The sequence below is a fragment of the Nonomuraea sp. NPDC050691 genome, from assembly GCF_040654455.1.
Classification (GTDB): domain Bacteria; phylum Actinomycetota; class Actinomycetes; order Streptosporangiales; family Streptosporangiaceae; genus Nonomuraea.
The window spans coordinates 1-21,275 of record NZ_JBFAIA010000144.1; the positions used below are offsets into that span (position 1 = coordinate 1).

A 21,275-nucleotide genomic window follows, 5' to 3' on the forward strand; every position below is an offset into this window, starting at 1 on the left:
CCCGGGCCCATGGCGCTCCTCGCTGCTCATGTGCGACCTGCCCGCCGGGGACGAGCCGTCCGTGCCGCTCGGGCCCGAGGCGCGCCAGGCCCTCGCGTACGCCAGGAACGTCGTCCTGTCCTTCGCCGACCCCCTCGGCCCCCGGACCGTCGGCGCGGCCGCGTCCATCGGCCCCGCGGGCGAGTTGCGGCTCGTCGCCGAGGCCGGAGCGGGGGAGGCGGTGGAGGCCGACCCGCGGGTGGCGGTGTTCGCCGCGGGCCCGTCGCCGCGCCGCCGCTGGGTGGAGGTGCGCGGCGTCGCCGTGGCGGGCTCGGGCCTGCTGCGCGTCACGCCCAAGCAGGTGCTGACCGGAGACTTCCCCGGACGGCACCAGCGCGGCTGACTCCCCGCCGCCCTCTTCGCCCCGTACGTCCCCGGAGCGTCAGGCGTCACGCGGCGTGTCAGGTCCGCCCAATCGCCCGTCTGGTGCGGTATAACCGGGGGCGGACCGGGGAGGCGTGATGCGTGAGTCCGGCAGGGCCCAGGCCGCGGGGCGGGTCGCGGCGCGGGATCTGTTCGAGCGGGTACGCCTGCGCTATTTCCATCTTCCCCCGGCCGTGCGCCGGGTGATGTACGCCTCGGCGCTGATCGGGTCCGTCGGCCTCGGCGCGGCCCTCGGGTGGGACCTCGCCCGCACGTTCCTCGTCACGCTGACCCTGCTCGCCTTCACCGCGCTGACCCTGCGCTTCCCGCGCGCCGCGGCCACCGCCGTGGTGGTGGCCGCCTGGGCCGTGCTGATGCCGGTGTTCGTGATGCTGTTCCCGGTCGGCTCGCCCGCTCCGACGCTGCTGCTCGTGCTGGCCGTGCCGGTGGCGGGCGTCGCCCACCTGATCCGCTGGGTGCCGCCGTGGCTGACCGCCCTGCTGGCGCTGCTGCCCGCGGGCCTGCTCGCCGCCGCCCTCTCCCTGGTCTCCGACGCCACCGCGGTCTGGGTCGCGTACGGCGTGGCCGCCGCGGTGCTGCTCTACCGCTTCGTGCTGGCCCGCCGCGCCCGCGCCGAGCTTGCCGGCCAGGAGCAGGAGCAGCTGCGCGTACGGGTGCGCGAGGGCGGCCCCGCCCAGCAGCACGAGCGGGGGACGGCGCCGCCCAGCATCTCGGTCGAGGAGGCGCTGGGCGAGCTGGAGAGCATGATCGGCCTGGCTCCGGTCAAGGAGCAGGTGCGTTCCATCGCGGCCTCGATCGAGGCGTCCCGGCTGCGGGCCGAGGCGGGCTACACGGCCGACCGGCCGACCCGGCACTTCGTCTTCTCCGGGCCGCCGGGCACGGGCAAGACCAGCGTGGCGCGTACCCTCGCGAAGATCTTCTACGCGTTCGGCCTGCTCGACACCCCGTACGTGGTGGAGGCGCAGCGGGCCGACCTGGTCGGCGAGTTCCTCGGCGCGACCGCCATCAAGACGAACGAGCTGGTCGACCGGGCCCTCGGCGGCGTGCTGTTCATCGACGAGGCGTACAGCCTGGTCAACTCCTCCGACGGGCAGCCCGACCGGTTCGGAGCCGAGGCGGTGCAGACCCTGCTCAAGCGGGCCGAGGACGACCGCGACCGGCTGATCATCATCCTGGCCGGCTACGAGCAGGAGATGGCCGGCTTCCTCGCCTCCAACCCGGGCCTGGCCAGCCGCTTCGCCACCCGGGTGCGCTTCCCCAGCTACTCGCCCGCCGAGCTGGCCGAGATCACCGAGCTGCTCCAGCGGCGCCGGGGCGACACGATGTCCGCCGAGACCAGGGCCGCGCTGCTCGGCCTGTTCGAGGACGTGCACCGGCGCGGGCTGGTCGACGAGCTGGGCAACGCCCGCTTCGCCCGCAGCCTGGTCGAGGCGGCCGCGCAGGCCCGCGACGTGCGGGTGGTGGGCGCGGGCGGCACCCCCTCCACCGAGGACCTCGTCACCGCGACCACGCCCGACCTGACCAAGGCGTTCAACGAGCTGACCGCCCGCTTCCGCGGGCACGAGGCCACCCCCACGCTGGAGGAGGCGCTGGCCGACCTCGACCGGATGGCCGGCCTGGCCCCGGTCAAGCGGCAGGTCCACGCCATCGCCGCGCAGCTCCAGGTGGCGCGGATGCGGCAGGAGCGGGGCCTGCCCACACCGGCGCAGACCCGGCACTTCGTGTTCGCCGGCCCGCCCGGCACCGGCAAGACCACGGTGGCCCGGGTCGTCGGCCGGATCTTCGCCGCGCTGGGCCTGCTCGCCCGGCCCGACGTGGTGGAGGCGCAGCGCGCCGACCTCGTGGGCCAGCACCTCGGCGCGACCGCGATCAAGACGAACGAACTGGTCGACCGGGCCCTCGGCGGCGTGCTGTTCATCGACGAGGCGTACAGCCTGGTCAACCCCGGCTACGCCGGCGGCGACGCGTTCGGCGCCGAGGCCGTGCAGACCCTGCTCAAGCGGGCCGAGGACGACCGCGACCGGCTCGTCATCGTGCTGGCCGGCTACGAGCGCGAGATGGACGTCTTCCTGGCCACCAACCCCGGCCTGGCCAGCCGCTTCAACCAGCGCGTCGCCTTCCCCAGCTACACGCCGGCCGAGCTGTCGGAGATCGCGGTGCTGCTGGCCGACAAGTCCGGCGACCACTTCGACGAGGCCGCGCTGCGCGACCTGGACGAGGTCTTCGCCTGGGTGTGCGAGGAGCGGCTGATCGACGGGCTCGGCAACGGCCGGTTCGCCCGGTCGCTGTTCGAACGGGCGGCCATGCGCCGCGACGTGCGGCTGGCCGCGCTGGCCTCGCGGGGCGGCTCCGCCACCTCCGCCGAGCTGACCACCATCACCAGCGAGGACGTGCGCACCGCCGTCGACGAGATCTCAGGCCGGTAAACCCCAGGACCCCGGGCCCGCGCGTCCTGGCCCACTCCCCGTCGCATGGTGTAGCAATATGACTACGCATCGTGCGCGGGAGGGGGGAGGATGGCGGGGTTCCTGGCCCGCAGGCTGCTCAACTACCTCGTGCTCGTCGCCGTCGCCGCGAGCCTGGCGTACATGCTCGCCGCCACGGCCCTCGACCCGCGCTCCAACTACGCCGACCGCACCCCCAAGCCGCCCCCGGCGGTCGTCGACGCCCAGCTCACCGCGCTCAACCTGAACGACCAGGTGCCGCTGCTGCAGCGCTACGCCGTCTGGGCCGGCGGGGTGCTGCACGGCGACCTCGGCAGGAGCGTGACCGGTTCTCCGGTCAACGACGACATCGGCCGGCGCGCCGGGGTCACCTTCCGGCTGGTGCTGGTCGGCATGATCGTGGGCAGCGTCGGCGGGGTGCTGCTCGGCGCCCTGGCCGCGGTCCGCCAGTACGGATGGTTCGACCGCGTGTCGACGGCCCTGTCCTTCGCGGTGCTCGCGGTGCCCGTGGTCGTGCTGGCCAACATGCTCATCCTGTTCGCCACCTGGGCCAACGATCAGCTCGGCACCCAGGTCTTCCTCGTCAGCGGGGAGTACACCGGCGGCCTCGACACCGGCTTCTGGGGCGGCGTGCTCGACCGGATCCAGCACCTCGTCCTGCCGACCGTGTCGCTGTCGCTCGCGCTGGTCGCCGTCTTCAGCCGCTACCAGCGCAACATGATGCTCGACGTGCTCGGCGCCGACTTCGTCCGCACGGCCCGGGCCAAGGGCCTGAGCCGGCGCGCCGCGCTCACCCGCCACGCGCTGCGCACCGCGCTGGTGCCGGTCATGACGTACTTCGCGTTCACGTTCGGCGCGCTGCTGACCGGCGCAACGTTCACCGAGAAGATCTTCGGCTGGCACGGGCTCGGCGAGCAGCTCATCAACTCCATCTTCACCAACGACGTCAACACCGTGGCGGCCATCGCGCTCCTCGCGGCCGTGGCGGTGCTGTGCGCCTCGCTGGCCTCCGACCTGCTGCACGCCGCCCTCGACCCGCGGGTGAGGGCAGGATGACGCTCCCCGAGGAGGAGTTGGCCGAGGAGCTGACACCCGGCGTCCCCGGGCGCGGGCCGCGCCGGGTGCCGTCCCGGGGCCGGGTCGTCGCCCGGCGGTTCCTGCGCTCACGCCAGGGGACGGCCGGGCTCGCGGTGCTGGTGGTGATGTTCCTGCTGGCGTTCGCCGGGCCGCTGCTCAGCCCCTGGTCGTACACCGACCGCGACTTCACCGCGTTCCTCCAGCCGCCGTCGGCGAGCCACTGGTTCGGCACCCTGCAGACCGGCGCCGACGTCTACGCCGTGACGCTGCGCGGCATGCAGAAGTCGTTGATCGTGGGGCTGCTCGCGGCCCTGGTCTCCACCGCGCTGGCCGCGCTCGCCGGCGCCTTCGCCGGGTACTTCCCCGGCTGGGCCGACCGGACGCTGACCTGGCTGACCGACCTGCTGCTGGTGCTGCCCGCGTTCCTCATCCTGGCGATCATGTCGCCGCTGTTCGGCGAGGGGACGTGGGCGCTGTTCGTGCTCATGCTGGCGCTGTTCCTCTGGATGGTCACCTCCAAGATCGTCCGGAGCATGACGATCTCGCTGAAGCGGCGGGAGTTCATCCAGGCCGCCCGGTTCATGGGCGTCCGCCCGGTGACGATCATCTTCCGGCACGTGCTGCCCAACCTGTCGTCGCTGCTCATCGTGGACGCCACGCTCAACGTCAGCGCCGCCATCCTCACCGAGACCTCCCTGTCCTACTTCGGCTTCGGCATCCAGCCGCCCGACGTGTCGTTCGGCACGCTCATCGCCGACGGCTCCAAGACGGCCGTGTACGCGCCGTGGACGTTCTGGTTCGTCGCCGGGCTCCTCGTCGTCACCGTGCTGGCCGTCAACCTCGTCGGCGACGCCCTGCGCGACGCGTTCGACCCCACCTCCACGAGGCCGCGATGACACCCGCCACCACACCCGAGACCGCCCCGGCGCTCACCCCCGCGTCGGCGCCCGTGCTGGACGTCCGCGACCTCGGCGTCTCCTTCGGCGACGTGCCGGCCGTGCGCGGCGTGTCCTTCGAGGTACGGCCGGGCGAGGTGCTCGGCGTCGTCGGCGAGTCCGGGTCCGGCAAGTCGGTCACCGCGTCGGCCGTCATGGGCCTGCTGCCGCCCTCGGCCCGTGTGTCCGGCTCGGTGCGGCTGCACGGCCGGGAGCTGGTCGGCGCCCGCGACAAGGAGCTGAACGCGCTGCGCGGGCGGGCCATGTCGATGGTCTTCCAGGACCCGCTGTCCGCCCTCACCCCCGTCTACCGGGTCGGCGACCAGATCGCCGAGGCCGTGCGGGTCCACCAGCGGGTCACCAAGGAGCAGGCCCTGGTCAAGGCCGTGTCGCTGCTCGACCTGGTCGGCATCCCGCATCCGGCGGAGCGGGCGCTGGCCTTCCCCCACGAGTTCTCCGGCGGCATGCGGCAGCGCGCGATGATCGCGATGGCCATCGCCAACGACCCCGACCTCATCATCTGCGACGAACCGACGACCGCGCTAGACGTCACCATCCAGGCGCAGGTGCTGGAGCTGCTGAAGAAGGCGCGCGACGAGACGGGCGCCGCCATCATCATGATCACCCACGACCTGGGGGTGGTCGCCGGGCTGGCCGACCGGGTGCTCGTCATGTACGCGGGTAGGCCGGTGGAGGTGGGCACTGTGGACGACGTCTACTACCGGCCCCGCATGCCGTACACGGTGGGGCTGCTGCGCTCGATCCCGCGGGTCGACCGGGGCGCGCGGCGGGAGCTCGAGCCCATCGAGGGCGCGCCGCCCTCGCCCGCGGCGCTGCCGCCAGGCTGCCCGTTCGGCCCGCGCTGCCCCCTGCACATCGGCGCCTGCGACGAGGCCGAGCCGCCGCTGTTCGAGACCGGCCCCGGCCATCTGGCCGCCTGCATCCGGTGGGAGGACGAGGCGGCCCGGGCGCCGGCGGAGGGGGAACGTGCGCCGGAGGAGACAGAACGGGCCGCCGTGCCCCCAGGTGAGCCGGTGCTGCGGGTGGAGGGGCTGGTCAAGGACTATCCGCTGATGCGCGGCGCGGTCTTCAAGCGCCGGGTCGGCACCGTCCACGCCGTGGCCGGGGTCAGCTTCGCGATCCGCGAGGGCGAGACGCTCGGGCTGGTCGGCGAGTCGGGCTGCGGCAAGACCACGACGCTGCTGGAGATCCTGGAACTGACCAGGCCGCAGCGGGGACGCGTCGTCGTCTTCGGCCACGACACCGCCCGGCTCGGCCCCGCCGAGCGGATGGCGATCAGACGCGACATGCAGGTCGTCTTCCAGGACCCGCTGGCCTCGCTCGACCCGCGCATGACCGTCCACGACGTCGTCGCCGAGCCGCTGCGCACCCACGGCCTGGGCGACGCCGGCCGGCGCGTCGCCGAGCTGCTCACGCTCGTCGGGCTGGCGCCGGAGCATGCCGAACGCTATCCGCAGGACTTCTCGGGCGGCCAGCGGCAGCGCATCGGCATCGCCCGCGCCCTCGCGCTGGAGCCCCGGCTGCTCGTGCTGGACGAGCCGGTCTCGGCGCTCGACGTGTCCATCCAGGCCGGCGTGATCAACCTGCTCGCGTCGCTGAAGGCCAGGCTCGGCCTGTCATACCTGTTCGTGGCGCACGACCTGGCCGTGGTCCGGCACATCGCCGACCGGGTCGCCGTCATGTACCTCGGCAGGATCGCCGAGATCGGCTCCGTGGACGCCGTCTACGACGCCCCCGCCCACCCGTACACCCAGGCGCTGCTGTCCGCCATCCCGCTGCCCGACCCCGCCCGCGAGCGCTCGCGCAGGCGGATCCTCCTGGAGGGCGACCTGCCCAGCCCGGCGCACCCGCCGTCGGGCTGCCGCTTCCGCACCAGGTGCCCGAAGTTCCGCACGGTGCTGACCGAGGACGAGCGCGTCCTGTGCATCGAGGCCGAGCCCGATGTGCTGCCGGTCGGCGATCCCGCCGGCGACCAGGGCGCGGCCTGCCATTACGCGGAGAAGCTCGACGTCGTCTCACCCAGGAGGAACTCCCGATGAAGGCACCGCGCCCGGTCATAGGAGCCCGCGCCACCAGCAGCACCATCGCCGTGATCACCGCCCGCTCCACAGCACTGTCCACAGCACGGTCCGCGGCCGGGACCACCGCACGGTCCACGGCCCGGATCGCGGCCCGGACCGCCGTCGCCGTGGCCGTCGTCCTGTCCGCCCCGGCGGCCCTGACCGGCTGCGGCGGAAGGCAGGGCGCCGGAGGCGGCCCCGGCGACGAGACCGCCCGGCCCGTCAAGGCGTACGACATCAACCCGCAGCCGCGCGAGAAGGTCAAGGACGGCGGCACACTGCGCTGGGGCGTCAACGAGTTCCCCGCGCAGTGGAACCGCAACCACGTCGACGGCAACCTCGCCGTGGCCGCCCAGATCAGCAACGCGCTGCTGCCCGCGCCGTTCCTGTCCGACGAGAAGGCGGTGATCACCCCGAACCCCGACTACGTCCTCGAGGCGAAGATCACCGCGCGGGAACCGCGGCAGGTCGTCACCTACCGGCTCAACCCCAAGGCGCGCTGGTCCGACGGCAAGCCCATCACCTGGGCCGACTACGAGGCCCAGTGGCAGGCGCTCAACGGCAAGGACCCGCGCTACCGCATCGTCTCGGCCACCGGCTACCAGGACATCCAGAAGGTCGTTCGGGGCCGTGACGACTACGAGGCGGTGGTCACCTTCGCCCGGCCGTTCGGCGACTGGCAGTCCCTGTTCGGCCCGCTGCTGCCCGCCTCCGCCAACCGCACGCCCGACGCGTTCAACAACGCCTGGCTGAACAAGATCCCCGTGACCGCGGGCCCGTTCCGGCTCAAAGGCTTCGACCAGACCGCCAAGACCATCACGCTCGTCCGCGACGACCACTGGTGGGGGCAGCGCGCCAAGCTCGACCAGATCGTCTACCGCGCCTCCGAGCAGGACGCCCTGATCGGCGCGTTCGGCAACGGAGAGCTGGACGTCGCCGACATCGGCCCGTCCGCGCCCGACTACGCCCGCGCCCGCGCCACCCGCGACGCCCAGGTGCGCCAGGCCGCCGGCCCCGACTTCCGCCACATCACCTTCAACGGCTCCAGCGACCTGCTGCGCGACCAGCGGGTCCGCCAGGCCGTCCAGCTCGGGGTCAACCGGCAGGCCATCGCGCAGTCCGACCTGCAGGGGCTCGACTGGCCGATCGCGCCGCTCAACAACCACTTCTTCATGAACACCCAGGAGGGCTACCAGGACAACGCCGGCCCGCTCGGCGCCTACAACCCGGCGCGCGCCAAGCAGCTCCTCGACGAGGCCGGATGGAAGGCCGCCGGGGCGGTCCGGCAGAAGGACGGCAGGCCGCTGGCGCTGCGCTTCGTCGTGCCCTCGGGCGTGCAGGTCAGCAAGTCCGAGGCGGAGCTGGTGCAGAGCATGCTGAGCCAGATCGGGGTGCAGGTCTCCATCCAGGCCGTGCCGAGCGACGACTTCTTCACCAAGTACGTCATCCCCGGCAACTTCGACCTGACCGCGTTCGCCTACATCGGCACCCCGTTCCCGGTGTCGAGCAGCTACGGGGTCTACGCGAACGCACCGGACGGCAAGACGTGGAACGCCAACTTCGGACGCACCGGGTCGCAGGCCATCGACGACGCCATGAACAAGGCCGGCCAGAGCCTCGACCCGGCCAAGGCCCGCGCCGCCACCAACGAGGCCGACCGGCTCATCTGGCAGGAGGTCAACGTCCTGCCGCTCTACCAGCGCCCGCAGAACGTCGCCGTGCGGGCGTCCCTCGCCAACATGGGCGCCCGCGGCTTCTACGACCTGCGCTACCAGGACATCGGCTTCACCACCTGACCCACCGGCCCGCGGGCGTGCCGGTGGCGTCCGATCAGCGGTCCGGCCTGCCCGCGGTGGTGTCCGATCCGCCGGTCCTCGCGGTCTGCGGGATGTCGGTGGTGTCCCATCCGCCGGTCCTGCCTGCCCGCTGGATTGTCGGTGGCGTCCGGTAGAACGGGGGCGTGACGACCTCCCTCACCTGGCCCCAGATCCTCGCCTGGCGGCTGCGCCGGCAGTTCGTGAGCAGCCCGGACGGCGCCGACGCCGTGGCGGTCGCCCGGCGGCTGTGCGGGGTGCAGGCGCAGGTCGCGTCGTCGGCGCGCCTCGCCGTGGCCGTCAGGAGCGCCCGCCCCGACCCGGGCGGGCCGGACCACGCGCTGTGGGAGTCCCGCACCCTGGCCAAGACCTGGGTCATGCGCGGCACCCTGCACCTGGTGCCCGCCGACATGCTGCCCGACCTCTGCTCGGCACTCGGCACGCTGCGCTTCTGGGAGAAGGGGTCCTGGCAGCGCGGGCACGGCGTCACCGCGGCCGAGATCGAGTCCATCGTCGACGCCGTGCCGCGGGCCCTGGGGGAGCGCCCGCTGACCCGCGAGGAGCTGGTCGACGCCGTGGTCGAGGTGACCGGCGACGACCACCTGAGGCAGGCGCTGACCTCCGGGTGGGGCGCCCTGCTCAAGCCGCTCAGCCGCCTCGGCGAGCTGTGCTACGGGCCGCCGCGCGAGGGCAGGGTCACCTTCACCGCCCCGCGCCGCTGGCTGCCGGGCTGGCCCGCCGCTCTTCCGCCGCAGGAGGAGGCGGGGGTGCGGGTGGCGCGGGCGTTCCTCGGGGCGCACGGGCCGGCGACGCCGGAGATGTTCGACAAGTGGCTGTTCGGCGGGGTGGCGCGCAAGGCGGTGCTCAAGGCGTGGTTCCGCGACCTGGGGCCGGAGCTGACGGAGGTGGAGACCGATGACGGCCGCACGCTGCTCGCTTTGACCGAGCATCTCGACGAGCTGGCCGCCACCCGGCCGTCGGAGGAGGTCAGCCTGTTGCCGGGCTTCGACCCGTACATCCTGGGCGCCCCCCGCGACCTGGAGCCGCTGATCCCGGCCGACGCCAAGGCCAAGGTCAGCCGCCAGGCGGGCTGGATCTCGCCGGTCGTCCTGCGCGGCGGGCGGGTGGCGGGCGTCTGGCGGCCCGAGGGCGGCCGGGCCGTGGTGGAGCTGTTCGAGCCGGTGCCGGAGGGGGCCCTGGGTGAGGCCGTGGCCCGCGTGGAGTCGCTCCTGGCGTCCGTCCCGGCGGACCAGACCGATCAGCCGGAGGCCTGAGGGCACGACGGCCTGAGGGCACGACGACCTGAGGGCACGACGGCCTGAGGGGCGGCGGTGCGGAGGTCTAACGGCGGGGCGGCCTCGCGATCGCGGGCTCGGTGGGGTCTGCGACACTTGCGGGATGCAGCGTCCATTCACCCAGGTCGATGTGTTCACGTCCGTTCCGTACCAGGGCAACCCGCTCGCCGTCGTCCTCGACGGCAAGGGGCTGACCACGGAGGAGATGCAGCGGTTCGCCCACTGGACGAACCTGTCGGAGACCACGTTCGTGCTGCCGCCGAAAAACCCGGCCGCCGACTACCAGGTGCGGATCTTCACCACGATGTCCGAGCTGCCCTTCGCCGGGCATCCCACGCTCGGCACCTGCCACGCGTGGCTCGCGGCCGGCGGCAAGCCCCAGCGGCCCGGCGTGATCGTGCAGGAGTGCGGGGCCGGGCTGGTCCGGGTGCGGGAGACCGAGGGCGGGCTGGCGTTCGCCGCGCCGCCGCTCATCCGGTCGGGGCCCGTGGAGGAGGCGTTCGCCGAGCACGTGGCGGGCCTGCTGCGCGTCGACCGGAGCGACATCGTGGACGTCGAGTGGGCCGACAACGGGCCCGGCTGGGTGGCGGTGCTGCTGCGCGACGCCGACGCGGTGCTCGCGGTGGAGCCGGGCGTCGTCGACTGCTTCATCGGCGTGGTGGGGCCGCATCCGGAGGGCGCGCCGCACGCGTTCGAGCTGCGGGCGTTCTGCCCGTTCAACGGCGGCACCGTCGAGGACCCGGTGACGGGCAGCCTCAACGCCTCGGTGGCCCAGTGGCTGCTGCGCACCGGCCGGGCGAGGGCGCCGTACGTGGCCGCGCAGGGCACGCGGCTCGGCCGCGCCGGGCGGGTCCATGTCACGACCGACGACGAGGGCACGATCTGGGTGGGCGGCTCGAGCGTCCCCTGCGTCTCCGGGCACGTCGAGCTCTGACCCCGGCGGCGCCCCCGTCCCGGCTCGCGTGCGTCGGGTCCGCGTGTCTGGGGCTCAGGGCGTCTCAGGTGGCGCGGTGGGTGGTGAACCGGACCCGGTCGCCCGGCCTGAGCTGGGCAGCCACCGGAAGGTCGGCCGTCACCACCACCGCGATCACGGGGTACCCGCCCGTCGGCGGGTGGTCGGCGAGGAACACGATCGGCTGCCCGCTCGGCGGCACCTGGAGCGCCCCGGCGACCATGCCCTCGCTGGGCAGCTCGCCCTCCCGCGCCCGCGCCAGCTCCCGGCCGCCGAGCCGCACCCCGACGCGGTTGCTGTCCTGGCTCACCGTGTACGGCTCCGCGCACAGCTCGGCCAGCGCACCGGGCGTGAACCAGTCGTCGCGCGGCCCCGGCAGCACCCGCAGCACGGCGGGCCGAGGCCCGCGCGGCGGCGCGACGTCCGCGACGATGGGCTCCAGGCCCGCCACCGGCCCCACGGGCAGCATCGTGCCCGCGCGCAGCGGCTCGGGGCCGAGACCCGACAGCGAGTCCGTCGAACGGCTGCCGAGCACCGGCTCCACCGCCACGCCGCCGCGCACGGCGAGGTAGCTGCGCAGGCCCCACACGGGAGTCCCGAACCGCAGCTCGGTCCCCGCCGCCACCCAGAACGGCACCCCCACCCCGACCTCCGGAGCACGCCATCCACCCCCGCCGGGCGCGGCGGTCCCGGAAGAGCGCACACCTCCGCCGGACACGGCCGTCCCGGAAGACGACACACCTCCCCCGGACGTGACGGTCCCGGAAGACGGCTCACCCCCGCCGTACACGGCCGTTCCCGGCAGCGGCGCGGCCGAGAGCGGGCAGGCCGCGCCCGTGACGGCGACCCAGGCGCCCGTGTGAAAAGCCAGCCGGGCACCGCCGAACGTCAGCTCGATCCCCGCCAGCCCCTCCGGGTTGCCGACGAGGCGGTTGGCCAGCCGCAGGGCGTCCGCGTCGGCCGCCCCGGAGCCGGGCACGCCCAGGTGGGCCAGCCCCGGCCGCCCGAGGTCCTGCACGGTGGCGTACGGGCCGGGCGCCAGCACCTCGATCACGCGCGACGGCCGGGGCGCGAGCACCCCGCTCATGCGCGCTCGAACCTCACCCGGGTGCCCGGGCGGAACGGCGAAGGCGGGTCGGCCGTGACGTCCCACACCCGCAGCGGCGTGCGGCCCAGCAGCCGCCACCCGCCGGGCGAGGCGCTGGGGTAGACGGCGGAGTACGGCCCCGCGACCGCCACCGAGCCCGCGGGCACGGACGTGCGCGGCGTGCCGAGCCGGGGCACGCGCAGGGCCGGGTCCAGGCCGGTGAGGTAGGCGAATCCCGGCGCGAACCCGAGCCAGCCCACCACCAGGTCACGCCCGGTGTGCCGGGCGATCACCTCCTCGGCGGGGAGCCCGGCCAGCTCCGCCACCGCGTCGAGGTCCTCCCCGTCGTAGACCACGGGGATCCGCACGAGGTCCGGCTCATCCGCCTCGCCGGTGCCGGCGGACGCGCTCTCCGCCTCCGCCGCCAGCCGTTCCAGGGCGGCGCGCAGACGCGCCTGGTCCGCGCCGGGAGCCACCACCAGGACCGTCTCCGGCCCCGGCACGATCTCCACCACCCCGTGCGGCCGGTCGTGCCGCAGCAGGGCGTCCAGGCGGTGCGACACCTCCAGGGCCCCGGTCTCGACGAGCAGCCCGTGCTCCCCGGCCGCGCGGATCACGCGAACGCCTGGAGGACGACCCCGGCCTCCAGCAGCCCGTCGCGTACCGCCCGCGCCAGCCGTACCGCGTCGGGCGTGTCGCCGTGGACGCAGATCGAGCGGGCCGGCACCCGCACCGTGCCGCCGTCCACGGCCGTCACCGCGCCCTCCACGGCCATGCGCACGGCCCGCGCCGACACCGCGTCCACGTCGTGGAGGACCGCGCCGGGCTCGCGGCGTGGCACGAGCGCGCCCGCCGGCGTGTACGCCCGGTCGGCGAACGCCTCCGTCACCGTGGAGACGCCCTCGGCGGCGGCCGCACCGTGGACCGCGGAGTCCGGCAGCGTGAGGATCGGCAGCGAGGGGTCGTAGTCGGCCACGGCGTCCACGACCGCCTCGGCCTGCGCCGCGTCGCGGCAGATCCGGTTGTAGAGCGCGCCGTGGGGTTTGACGTACGAGACCCGGCCGCCCATGGCCCGCGCGATGCCGTCGACGGCCGCGAGCTGGTAGAGCACCTCGGCGCACAGCTCCTCCGGCTCGACGTCCATCTCCCTGCGCCCGAAGTGGGCGAGGTCGCGGTAGGACACCTGGGCCCCGATCGAGACGCCGCGGTCGACGGCCGCCGCGCAGGTGCGCCTGATCGTCACCGGGTCGCCGGCGTGGAAGCCGCAGGCCACGTTCGCGCTCGTGACGACGTCGAGCAGCGCGAGGTCGTCGCCGAGCGTCCAGATCCCGAAGCCTTCGCCCAGGTCGGCGTTGAGGTCGATCACCATGAACCCATCATGGCGTCATCGCTACCGCGGCGCGACGAAGAGGGTCTGAGTCGCCGTGCCGACCTCGCCGGACTCGTCGTAGAGGGTCGAGCGGGTCAGGCCGCGGCCGGACGGCCCGACGACGGTGGCGGCGTCCATGCAGATCCACTCGCCGGCCGGCGCGCGGAACAGGGAGATCGTCAGGTCCACGTTGACGAACAGGTGGGTGGCGAAGTCGACGGCCGGGCTGACGCCGTTGCCGCTGTCGGCGAAGACCGCCAGCCGTTCCAGGGGAGTGGTCTCCTCGCCCTCGACCAGCGGCATCGTCAGCCGTCCCCACACGGTGGCCGGGCCGACCTCCAGGGGGTGGCCGGTGACGAAACGCCAGTCCATGGCCCGGCCGTACCCGAAGCCGCTGCCCAGCCACGAGTCGCGCTCGCCGGGGGAGGGCGGCGGCACGGGCGCGGGCGGGCCCGGCACCGGCGTGGCGGGCGTGCCGGACTCACGGATCCGCCAGGCGGTGGCCCGGCAGTGCTCGCGCCCGCCCGACGACACGCTCGCCGACAGGCACTGCACGCGCTTGCCGTCGCGCACCACGTCGGTGCGCACCTCCAGCTCGCCCAGCGGAACGGGGCCGAAGACGTCCACGACCAGGCGCGACAGCTCCAGCCCTGGGCGCGGGGCGGTGGCGGCCAGCTCATGTGAGATCAGCGCGGTGACGGGGCCCATGTGCTGCGCGCCGGGGTCCCATGGGCCCTGGGTGTACTCGGTCGCCCGGTAGCGGCCCGTGCCGAGGGCCTCGTACATCGCCATAGAACGAGATTCTAGAACTCGTCCGGGATGTCGGCGATGTCGTCCAGGGCGGCGGCCAGCTCGTCCGGGTCGCCGCCGATCCGCTCGGCGATCTCGATGAGCACGTGCAGCACGTCGTGGCGGTCGTGGCCCAGGTCCAGCAGCCGCTGGGCCGCCTCCCAGAGCTGCGGCGGGTCGCCCTCCCACAGCCGGGTGGCGATCTCCTCGTGCCAGGCCAGATGCTCCTCGTCCATCGCCCCGACGTGGTCGATCTCCAGCAGCGCCCGCCGGTCGGCCTCGTCGGCCGGGTTGAGCCGGTCCAGCTCGATCCCGTTGTGGAAGCCCTGCAGGAACGGGAACGCGAACGCCCGCCGGGCCAGCGCCGACAGGTCGCCGTCGGGCAGCAGCCGCTCCAGCAGCGGCCGGTCCAGCCCGAACGAGGTCGGGTCGCGGTAGGCCTCCGGGAACTTGCCGATCGCCTCCCACACGGCGTCCAGCGTGGCCTTCAGCCCCTGCTCCGGCAGGCCAGAGCGGCGCGCGGCGAACCGCACCCAGGCCGCCAGCACGTGCGGCATCGCCTCCTGCTCGGCCGCGCTCAGCATCACCTTGCGCGGCAGCCAGTCGAGCAGGAACGTCTCGCACTTGGTGGGGCTCACCCGCAGCGGCCGGCTGAAGTCCTGCTCGCAGCCGTACTCGATGATGTGGTCGGCGCAGCGCGAGGCCGCCGACGGGTCCGACAGGTGCTCGGCCGCGTCGGAGGCGAGGAACTCGGCGGCCAGCATGGCCCGCCGCTCCCGGCTGTAGGGCGCCTCGATGTGCAGCGGCGCCGGGCGCTTGCGGCCCGGCGGGAGAGCCTTCAGACGGGCCCTGGCGAAGGCGTGGTAGGCGCTGTAGCTGTCGCTGACGGGCGGCGGGGTCTTCGGCTCGCTCGTGGCCTTCATCGCCGACTCCAGCAGCGCCCTGGCCTGCTGGGGCTCGATCTCGCCGAACACCAGCATCGGGTTGCCGGCGGCCTCCGCGCGGGCCTGCTCCAGCAGCTTGTCCACCTGGGAGGAGACCCAGGCGTCGCGCGCCATGCCGGACATGTTGTGGTCGACCACCATGACCAGCGCGTGCCGCTCCTGGCCGCCCGCGGCCGTCGCCGGCGTGTCGCCGCGCTCCGGCTCGGCGTCGCCGTACCGGTAGGCGAACGTGCAGATCACCGTGTCCTGGTCGCCGTAGGCGTCACGGGAGACGTAGCAGCCGGTGGGCTTGACCGCGCCCACCCGGTCGGCCCAGCCGGGCCGGGCCACACCCGACTCCATCATCGCCAGCGCCGCGCCCTCGGCCTTGGCGCCCTGACGGGCCGTGCCGAGGTAGGCCAGGCAGATGAGCAGCGTCAGCGACGCCGGCGTGCCCGCCTTGGCGGCGTAGTCGACGAGTCCCTCACCGAGTACCTGCTCGACGTCGCCGCCCCTGACCCGCCGGCCCCACCAGGCGCCTATCATGTCGGAGACCATCAGCTCCGCGTCGAGCGGGCTGCGCACGGCCAGCAGTTCGCGGGCCGCCTGCACCATCTCCTTGAAGACGTCGTCTGGGGGGGTGCTCTCCCGGGGATCTCGTCGGTGTCGGCGCACGCCCTCACTCTCTCGCATTCCAGGCGGAAACGGTGCGTAGAACGCGGCCGTGACCCCGATGTTATCGGGGACTCCGCGGCGGCGGGGCGGAGTTGACGATCGCGAGCAGATGCTCCCGGGCGACGCGCTCCACGATCTCGGGAGTCGCCGGGATGCCCAGGTGATGGGCGCACGCGCACACGTCGGCCACACAGCGGTCGATGGTGTCCACGGGCACTGTCAGGAACTCCTCGGCCAGCCGAAGACTGACCGGCTCCCTGAGGAAGCGTGTGGCCAGAGCGAGCATAGGTGTGAGATTCCTCTGGATGCCCAGGGGCAAACCCCCAGGAATGGACTCAGGGCGACTTGCGCTCTCATTCCACCTTTTCTCGGGCCGGTGTCAAGCCTCCACTACGGTTGTGTTCGCATCCCCGCAAGCGCTTTCATGCGAAGCTGTTCCCATGCGCATCCAGCTCGCCCAGCGGACGGAGGCCGACGACCTGCTCGGCGGCAGTCCGCTCGCCCTCCTCATCGGCATGCTGCTCGACCAGCAGATCCCGATGGAGTGGGCGTTCACGGGCCCGTACACCATCGCCCAGCGGCTCGGAGGCGAGTTCACGGCCGAGGAGATCGCCTCCCGCGACCCCGAGGAGTTCGCCGCCCTGCTGGCGGAGAAACCGGCGGTCCACCGCTACCCCTCCTCGATGGCGGCGCGCGTCCAGAGCCTGGCGGCCTATCTCGTCGAGCAGTACGGTGGCGACCCCGAAAGGATCTGGGCCGAGGCCGCCGACGGCAAAGAGCTGCTCAAGCGATTGCAGGCGCTTCCCGGTTACGGCAAGCAGAAAGCCCAGATATTTTTGGCACTGCTCGGCAAGCAACTGGGGGTCCGGCCGCCCGGGTGGCGCGAGGCGGCGGGACCGTACGGCGAGGAGGGATCGTTCCGGTCGGTGGCGGATGTGGTCGACGCCGACACGCTGGGCCGCGTGCGGGCCGCCAAGCAAGAGGCCAAACAGGAGGCCAAGCGGGCGGCGCGGGCCAAGTAGCCTGATCTTGCTGCGTAACGTGGAGCGATTTTGACAGGATGCGTTGACCGTATGGCCTGCGGGGCTTCCGTCCGCGCATGCCCATCGCCGATGATGTACAGCAGGATCCGGTCGCACGGAGCTGCGCTACGCCGATACACAGTTATGGAGATGTGCCGCGTGGGAGACCCTGGCACGCGACGGAGGTGCCGAGCATGAGCGCCGAGACCTCCGTTCCCCGTCCCCGGGAGTCGGATGTGGACATCTCAGACTCCGCCCTCTTCGGGGGCCTGCTGTCGGAGGCGCGCTACGCCTTCGCCTTCTTCGATCCCGACGGCCGGGTCCAGCGGGTCAACGACCTGTTCACCGACGTCGTCGGCGTGCCCGCCGAGCGGCTCGTCGGGCGCGTGCCGGTCGAGGCACTGGCCGCCGACCTCAGTCAGCTCATCACGCACGCGGTGCAGGGCGTCATCGAGAGCGACGCGCCGGTGACCGAGAGCCGGGTGCGCGTGCGCACGCCCGAGGGCGAGCACCGCCACTGGTCGCTGTCGTTCTCGCCGATCCACGACGACGCGGGCGAGCTGCGGGCCGTCGCGCTCGTCGGGCTCGACGTGACCGAGAGCCGCCAGACCGAGGAGGACCTGCGCCGCAGCGAGGAGCGTTACCGGTCACTGGTCGAGGCGCAGTCGCAGCTCGTCTGGATCACCTCGCCCACCGGCACGGTCGTCGAGGACGCGCCGCAGTGGCGCGCCATCACCGGCCAGGGCCTGGAGGAGTACCTCGCCCACGGCTGGCTGGAGGTCGTCCACCCCGAGGAGCGCCGGCAGACCGAGGAGGCCTGGAAGGAGGCGCTGCGCGGCCGCACGATGTTCGAGTGGAACTACCGCGTGCGCACCCGGGCCAGCGGTTACCGCCACTTCGAGGTGCGCGCGGTGCCCATCATCCGGCACGGCCGCGTGGTCGAGTGGGTCGGCGCCAACACCGACGTCACGCCGCAGCGCGAGGCAGAGGAGATGCGGGGCCGGCTGACCGACCAGCTCGGCGCCGCCGCGCTCCGCACCGCCCGGCTCCAGGGCGCCACGGCCATACTGGCCGAGGCGCTCACCGTGGAGCAGGTCGTCCAGGTCATCATCGACGTGGGCCGCACGGCCCTGGCGGCCGACCGCTCGGCCGTCGCGCTGCTCGACACCGACCGGGCCGCGCTCAAGCTGATCAACGGCGAGGGCGTCCCCGAGGCGGCCGGCACCTCCGGCGAGGAGATCCCGCTCTCCCACACCAGCGTGCTCACCATGGCGGTCAACAGCCGCCGGCCGGTGTTCGCCGAGTCCCCCGACAGCCTGCGCACGCAGCTCCTGGAGGCCGGCGGCGACGAGCAGGTGCTCGCCAACTACCTCACGCACAGTGACGAGCGGGCCTGGGTGGGCCTGCCGCTGCTGGCGGCCGGCCGGGCCCTCGGCGCGCTGCGCTTCTCGTTCACCCGGCCGCAGAAGATCTCCCAGGAGGACGGCGTCTTCCTGGAGGCGCTGGCCGGGCAGTGCGCGCTCGCGGTCGAGCGGGCGACGCTGTTCGAGCGGGAGCACAAGACCGCCGAGACGCTCCAGCGCAGTCTCCTGCCCGACCGCCTGCCGGTGGTCAAGGGCCTGGAGCTGGCCCAGCGCTTCCGCTCCGGCAGCCGCCACGTGCAGGTCGGCGGCGACTGGTACGACGCGTTCGTGCTGCAGGACGGGCGTGTCGCGGCGGTCGTCGGCGACGTCATGGGCAAGGGCGTCAAGGCCGCCGCGGGCATGGGCCGCATCCGCAACGCCATGCGGGCGCTGGCGCTGACCAACCCTCCGCCCGCGGCCGTGCTGACCGGCCTCGACCGGGTCTTCGACGCCACCGAGGAGGAGGAGCAGGTCACGACCCTGGCGTACATGGTGGTCGAGCCCGTCACGGGCGAGGGCACGCTGGCGCTCGCCGGCCATCCGCCGCCCGTCCTGGTCTCGCCGCAGGGCACCGCGATGCTCTGCGAGGCCCAGCCCGGCACGCCGCTGGGCTGGCCGACGAGCCGCCGGCAGTTCCGGTTCGTGGTGCCGCCGGGTCACACCGCGGTGCTGTACTCGGACGGTCTGGTGGAGAACCGCAAGCGCGGGCTGGACGCCGGACTCGCAGAGATTTGCAGTGTTGTGACCGAAGCGCCACCTGAGGTCGTGAGAAGTCCGCACATGTTGCTGGACTTCCTGGTTGACCGGATGTTGTCGGGATATGAACAGGATGATGACGTTACCGCCCTGGCCATCCACGTGCCGCCCGCCACGAAGAGTGACTGAATGAAACAGTCATAAGGGTTGCTTTCGGGTATCAGTGGCGCGCTTACGTACGCACTACTGCCTTGGTCGGCCTAGGGTGGAGGTCAACCGCCGGGAGGTGGCCGTATGGAGTGCGAGGTCGTGCCACAATGCTGGGCAGGTCCGTCGCGGTCCGCACGGCCTCACCGATCTCCGAGAGAGGCAACAGCCCCCCAGCGGGCATCTGGGTCCATTGTCGCCACGCGTTCGTTCGAGAGGTGTTCGTGTCGCCTGCAAGTTCGACTCGCTCGAAGCCACAAGAGCTGAACGAGCCCGTCATTCAGCGACTGCTCGAGCGTGGGCGCTCGCAGGGTTTCCTCGAGTCCGAGGATGTTCGCCAGGCCTTCGAGGAGGCGGACATCCCCATGTCGCACGCCGCCGCGTTCTTGCGGAACCTCAGCAAAGAGGGCGTGACCGTGGTGGTGACCGCCGCGGATTCGGCTGCGCCGAAGAAGTCTCGGGGACCAGCAAAGCGTCGTACCGCCGCCCCCGTCAAGACCAAGAGCGCGGCGGCCGCCAAGGAGCAGCAGCCCGAGACCGTGACCGCGGTCGTGGGAGCAGCCGAAACCGCCGAGCCCGCCGAGCCCAAGAAGCCGGCCGCCGCCAAGCCCGCGGCCCCGGCCAAGCCGGGTCCCGCCAAGAAGGCCGCCCCCGCGGCGGCCAAGAAGGCGGCCCCGGCCGCCGCCAAGAAGGTCGCGGCTGACAGCGCCGGGCCTGCACCGACCAAGCCCACCTCTGCGGAGGGCGTCGACGACGACGAGGACATCGAGCTCGACGGCGACGTGGAGCTCGATGACCTCGAGGACATCGTGGTCGAGGACGACGACATCGTCGCCGAGGGCGATGCCGAGCCGGAGACCGACGACGACGCCGACGACGAGCCCAAGGCCGCCGACGCCGCCGCCGCGGCCGTCACGGAGAAGAGCGAGGACGAGGTCCTCATCCTGTCCGACGACGACGATGACGCCCCGGTCGCGCAGGTCGCGGCCGCCGGCGCCACCGCCGACCCGGTCAAGGACTACCTCAAGCAGATCGGCAAGGTCCCCCTGCTCAACGCCGAGCAGGAGGTCGAGCTGGCCAAGCGCATCGAGGCGGGCCTGTTCGCCGAGGAGCAGCTGGGCAGTGGCGAGGCCGACGGCCTGCCGGTCGACGTCCGCGCCGAGCTGGAGTGGATCGCCGAGGACGGCCGCCGGGCCAAGAACCACCTGCTGGAGGCCAACCTCCGTCTGGTGGTCTCGCTGGCCAAGCGCTACACCGGCCGCGGCATGCTGTTCCTGGACCTGATCCAGGAGGGCAACCTCGGTCTGATCCGCGCGGTGGAGAAGTTCGACTACACCAAGGGCTACAAGTTCTCCACCTACGCCACGTGGTGGATCCGGCAGGCGATCACGCGTGCCATGGCCGACCAGGCGCGGACCATCCGCATCCCGGTCCACATGGTCGAAGTGATCAACAAGCTGGCCCGCGTCCAGCGGCAGATGCTGCAGGACCTCGGCCGCGAGCCCACGCCGGAGGAGCTGGCCCGAGAGCTGGACATGACCCCCGAGAAGGTGGTCGAGGTCCAGAAGTACGGCCGCGAGCCGATCTCCCTCCACACGCCGCTGGGCGAGGAGGGTGACAGCGAGTTCGGTGACCTCATCGAGGACTCCGAGGCCATCGTCCCGGCCGACGCCGTCAGCTTCACGCTGCTGCAGGAGCAGCTGCACTCCGTTCTCGACACGTTGTCGGAGCGCGAGGCGGGCGTCGTGTCCATGCGGTTCGGTCTCACCGACGGGCAGCCGAAGACGCTGGACGAGATCGGCAAGGTCTACGGGGTGACGCGTGAGCGCATCCGGCAGATCGAGTCGAAGACCATGTCCAAGCTCCGTCACCCGTCCCGTTCCCAGGTGCTGCGCGACTACCTGGACTGACGGGCCGCGTTCGCGGTCACGCGAAGCACGTCACGAAGAGCAGGTCGCGAGGAGCCCCGCACCGGACCCGGTGCGGGGCGGCGATGTCGCGCACCTGCGCGGCCACCCGCGACGACATCGTGTTCACGGCCTCGGTCAGGTCGCGCCAGCTTCCGGACATGCCGCGCAGGTTG

At 73.0% G+C, this 21,275-nt stretch carries 16 protein-coding genes and 1 pseudogene; 11 read left to right on the forward strand and 6 right to left on the reverse strand.

The window, feature by feature from the left end; translation table 11 throughout:
- The 8 genes and pseudogenes from AB0H81_RS33975 to AB0H81_RS34010 form a co-directional block, all read left to right on the forward strand.
- Positions 1 to 382: pseudogene (locus AB0H81_RS33975) on the forward strand (hypothetical protein); the annotation flags it as partial.
- Between the two features lie 118 nt (positions 383 to 500).
- A complete protein-coding gene (locus AB0H81_RS33980; RefSeq protein ID WP_358382961.1) occupies positions 501 to 2,849 on the forward strand; it encodes an AAA family ATPase in 2,349 nt (782 codons plus the stop codon).
- Positions 2,850 to 2,939: 90 nt separating this feature from the next.
- Positions 2,940 to 3,923, forward strand: coding sequence for an ABC transporter permease (locus AB0H81_RS33985; protein ID WP_358382964.1), 984 nt, complete (start codon positions 2,940 to 2,942; stop codon positions 3,921 to 3,923).
- Complete coding sequence (locus tag AB0H81_RS33990) at positions 3,920 to 4,840, forward strand: ABC transporter permease (RefSeq protein ID WP_358382967.1); 921 nt, start codon at positions 3,920 to 3,922, stop codon at positions 4,838 to 4,840. The genes AB0H81_RS33985 and AB0H81_RS33990 overlap by 4 nt, the downstream gene beginning before the upstream one ends.
- Positions 4,837 to 6,939: an ABC transporter ATP-binding protein gene (locus AB0H81_RS33995; protein WP_358382970.1), complete on the forward strand. Its 2,103-nt coding sequence runs from the start codon at positions 4,837 to 4,839 to the stop codon at positions 6,937 to 6,939. The genes AB0H81_RS33990 and AB0H81_RS33995 overlap by 4 nt, the downstream gene beginning before the upstream one ends.
- Positions 6,936 to 8,756, forward strand: a complete 1,821-nt coding sequence (locus AB0H81_RS34000; RefSeq protein ID WP_358382973.1) for an ABC transporter family substrate-binding protein — start codon at positions 6,936 to 6,938, stop codon at positions 8,754 to 8,756. Before AB0H81_RS33995 ends, AB0H81_RS34000 begins: the two co-directional genes overlap by 4 nt.
- Positions 8,757 to 8,920: 164 nt before the next feature.
- The gene (locus AB0H81_RS34005; RefSeq protein ID WP_358382976.1) at positions 8,921 to 10,048 is read left to right on the forward strand and encodes a winged helix DNA-binding domain-containing protein; all 1,128 of its coding nucleotides are present in this window, start codon (positions 8,921 to 8,923) and stop codon (positions 10,046 to 10,048) included.
- 124 nt (positions 10,049 to 10,172) lie between these two features.
- Positions 10,173 to 11,003, forward strand: a complete 831-nt coding sequence (locus tag AB0H81_RS34010; protein WP_358382979.1) for a PhzF family phenazine biosynthesis protein — start codon at positions 10,173 to 10,175, stop codon at positions 11,001 to 11,003.
- Positions 11,004 to 11,067: 64 nt separating this feature from the next.
- Here AB0H81_RS34010 and AB0H81_RS34015 read toward each other — a convergent pair whose 3' ends face one another.
- The 6 genes from AB0H81_RS34015 to AB0H81_RS34040 all read right to left on the reverse strand — a co-directional run bounded on the left by AB0H81_RS34015 (position 11,068) and on the right by AB0H81_RS34040 (position 16,150).
- Positions 11,068 to 12,108, reverse strand: coding sequence for a biotin-dependent carboxyltransferase family protein (locus AB0H81_RS34015; RefSeq protein WP_358382982.1), 1,041 nt, complete (start codon positions 12,106 to 12,108; stop codon positions 11,068 to 11,070).
- On the reverse strand, positions 12,105 to 12,725 hold the full coding sequence (locus tag AB0H81_RS34020) for an allophanate hydrolase subunit 1 (RefSeq protein WP_358382985.1): 621 nt from the start codon (positions 12,723 to 12,725) through the stop codon (positions 12,105 to 12,107). The genes AB0H81_RS34015 and AB0H81_RS34020 overlap by 4 nt, the downstream gene beginning before the upstream one ends.
- Positions 12,722 to 13,477, reverse strand: a complete 756-nt coding sequence (locus AB0H81_RS34025) for a 5-oxoprolinase subunit PxpA (RefSeq protein ID WP_358382987.1) — start codon at positions 13,475 to 13,477, stop codon at positions 12,722 to 12,724. Before AB0H81_RS34025 ends, AB0H81_RS34020 begins: the two co-directional genes overlap by 4 nt.
- A 21-nt stretch (positions 13,478 to 13,498) precedes the next feature.
- Positions 13,499 to 14,269 carry a thioesterase family protein gene (locus AB0H81_RS34030; protein ID WP_358382990.1) on the reverse strand — a complete coding sequence of 257 codons (771 nt, stop codon included), beginning with the start codon at positions 14,267 to 14,269 and terminating at the stop codon, positions 13,499 to 13,501.
- Between the two features lie 11 nt (positions 14,270 to 14,280).
- Entirely contained in the window at positions 14,281 to 15,804 is a 1,524-nt protein-coding gene (locus AB0H81_RS34035) for a hypothetical protein (protein WP_358383006.1), read from the reverse strand.
- A 121-nt stretch (positions 15,805 to 15,925) separates the two neighbouring features.
- Positions 15,926 to 16,150, reverse strand: a complete 225-nt coding sequence (locus AB0H81_RS34040) for a hypothetical protein (RefSeq protein ID WP_358382993.1) — start codon at positions 16,148 to 16,150, stop codon at positions 15,926 to 15,928.
- Between the two features lie 154 nt (positions 16,151 to 16,304).
- Here AB0H81_RS34040 and AB0H81_RS34045 point away from each other — a divergent pair, with 154 nt between their 5' ends.
- From AB0H81_RS34045 to AB0H81_RS34055, 3 genes are all read left to right on the forward strand, one after another.
- On the forward strand, positions 16,305 to 16,886 hold the full coding sequence (locus AB0H81_RS34045; RefSeq protein WP_358382997.1) for an HhH-GPD-type base excision DNA repair protein: 582 nt from the start codon (positions 16,305 to 16,307) through the stop codon (positions 16,884 to 16,886).
- 194 nt (positions 16,887 to 17,080) lie between these two features.
- On the forward strand, positions 17,081 to 19,174 hold the full coding sequence (locus AB0H81_RS34050; RefSeq protein WP_358383000.1) for a SpoIIE family protein phosphatase: 2,094 nt from the start codon (positions 17,081 to 17,083) through the stop codon (positions 19,172 to 19,174).
- A gap of 242 nt (positions 19,175 to 19,416) precedes the next feature.
- Entirely contained in the window at positions 19,417 to 21,102 is a 1,686-nt protein-coding gene (locus AB0H81_RS34055) for an RNA polymerase sigma factor (RefSeq protein ID WP_358383003.1), read from the forward strand.
- Positions 21,103 to 21,275 lie beyond the last annotated feature (173 nt).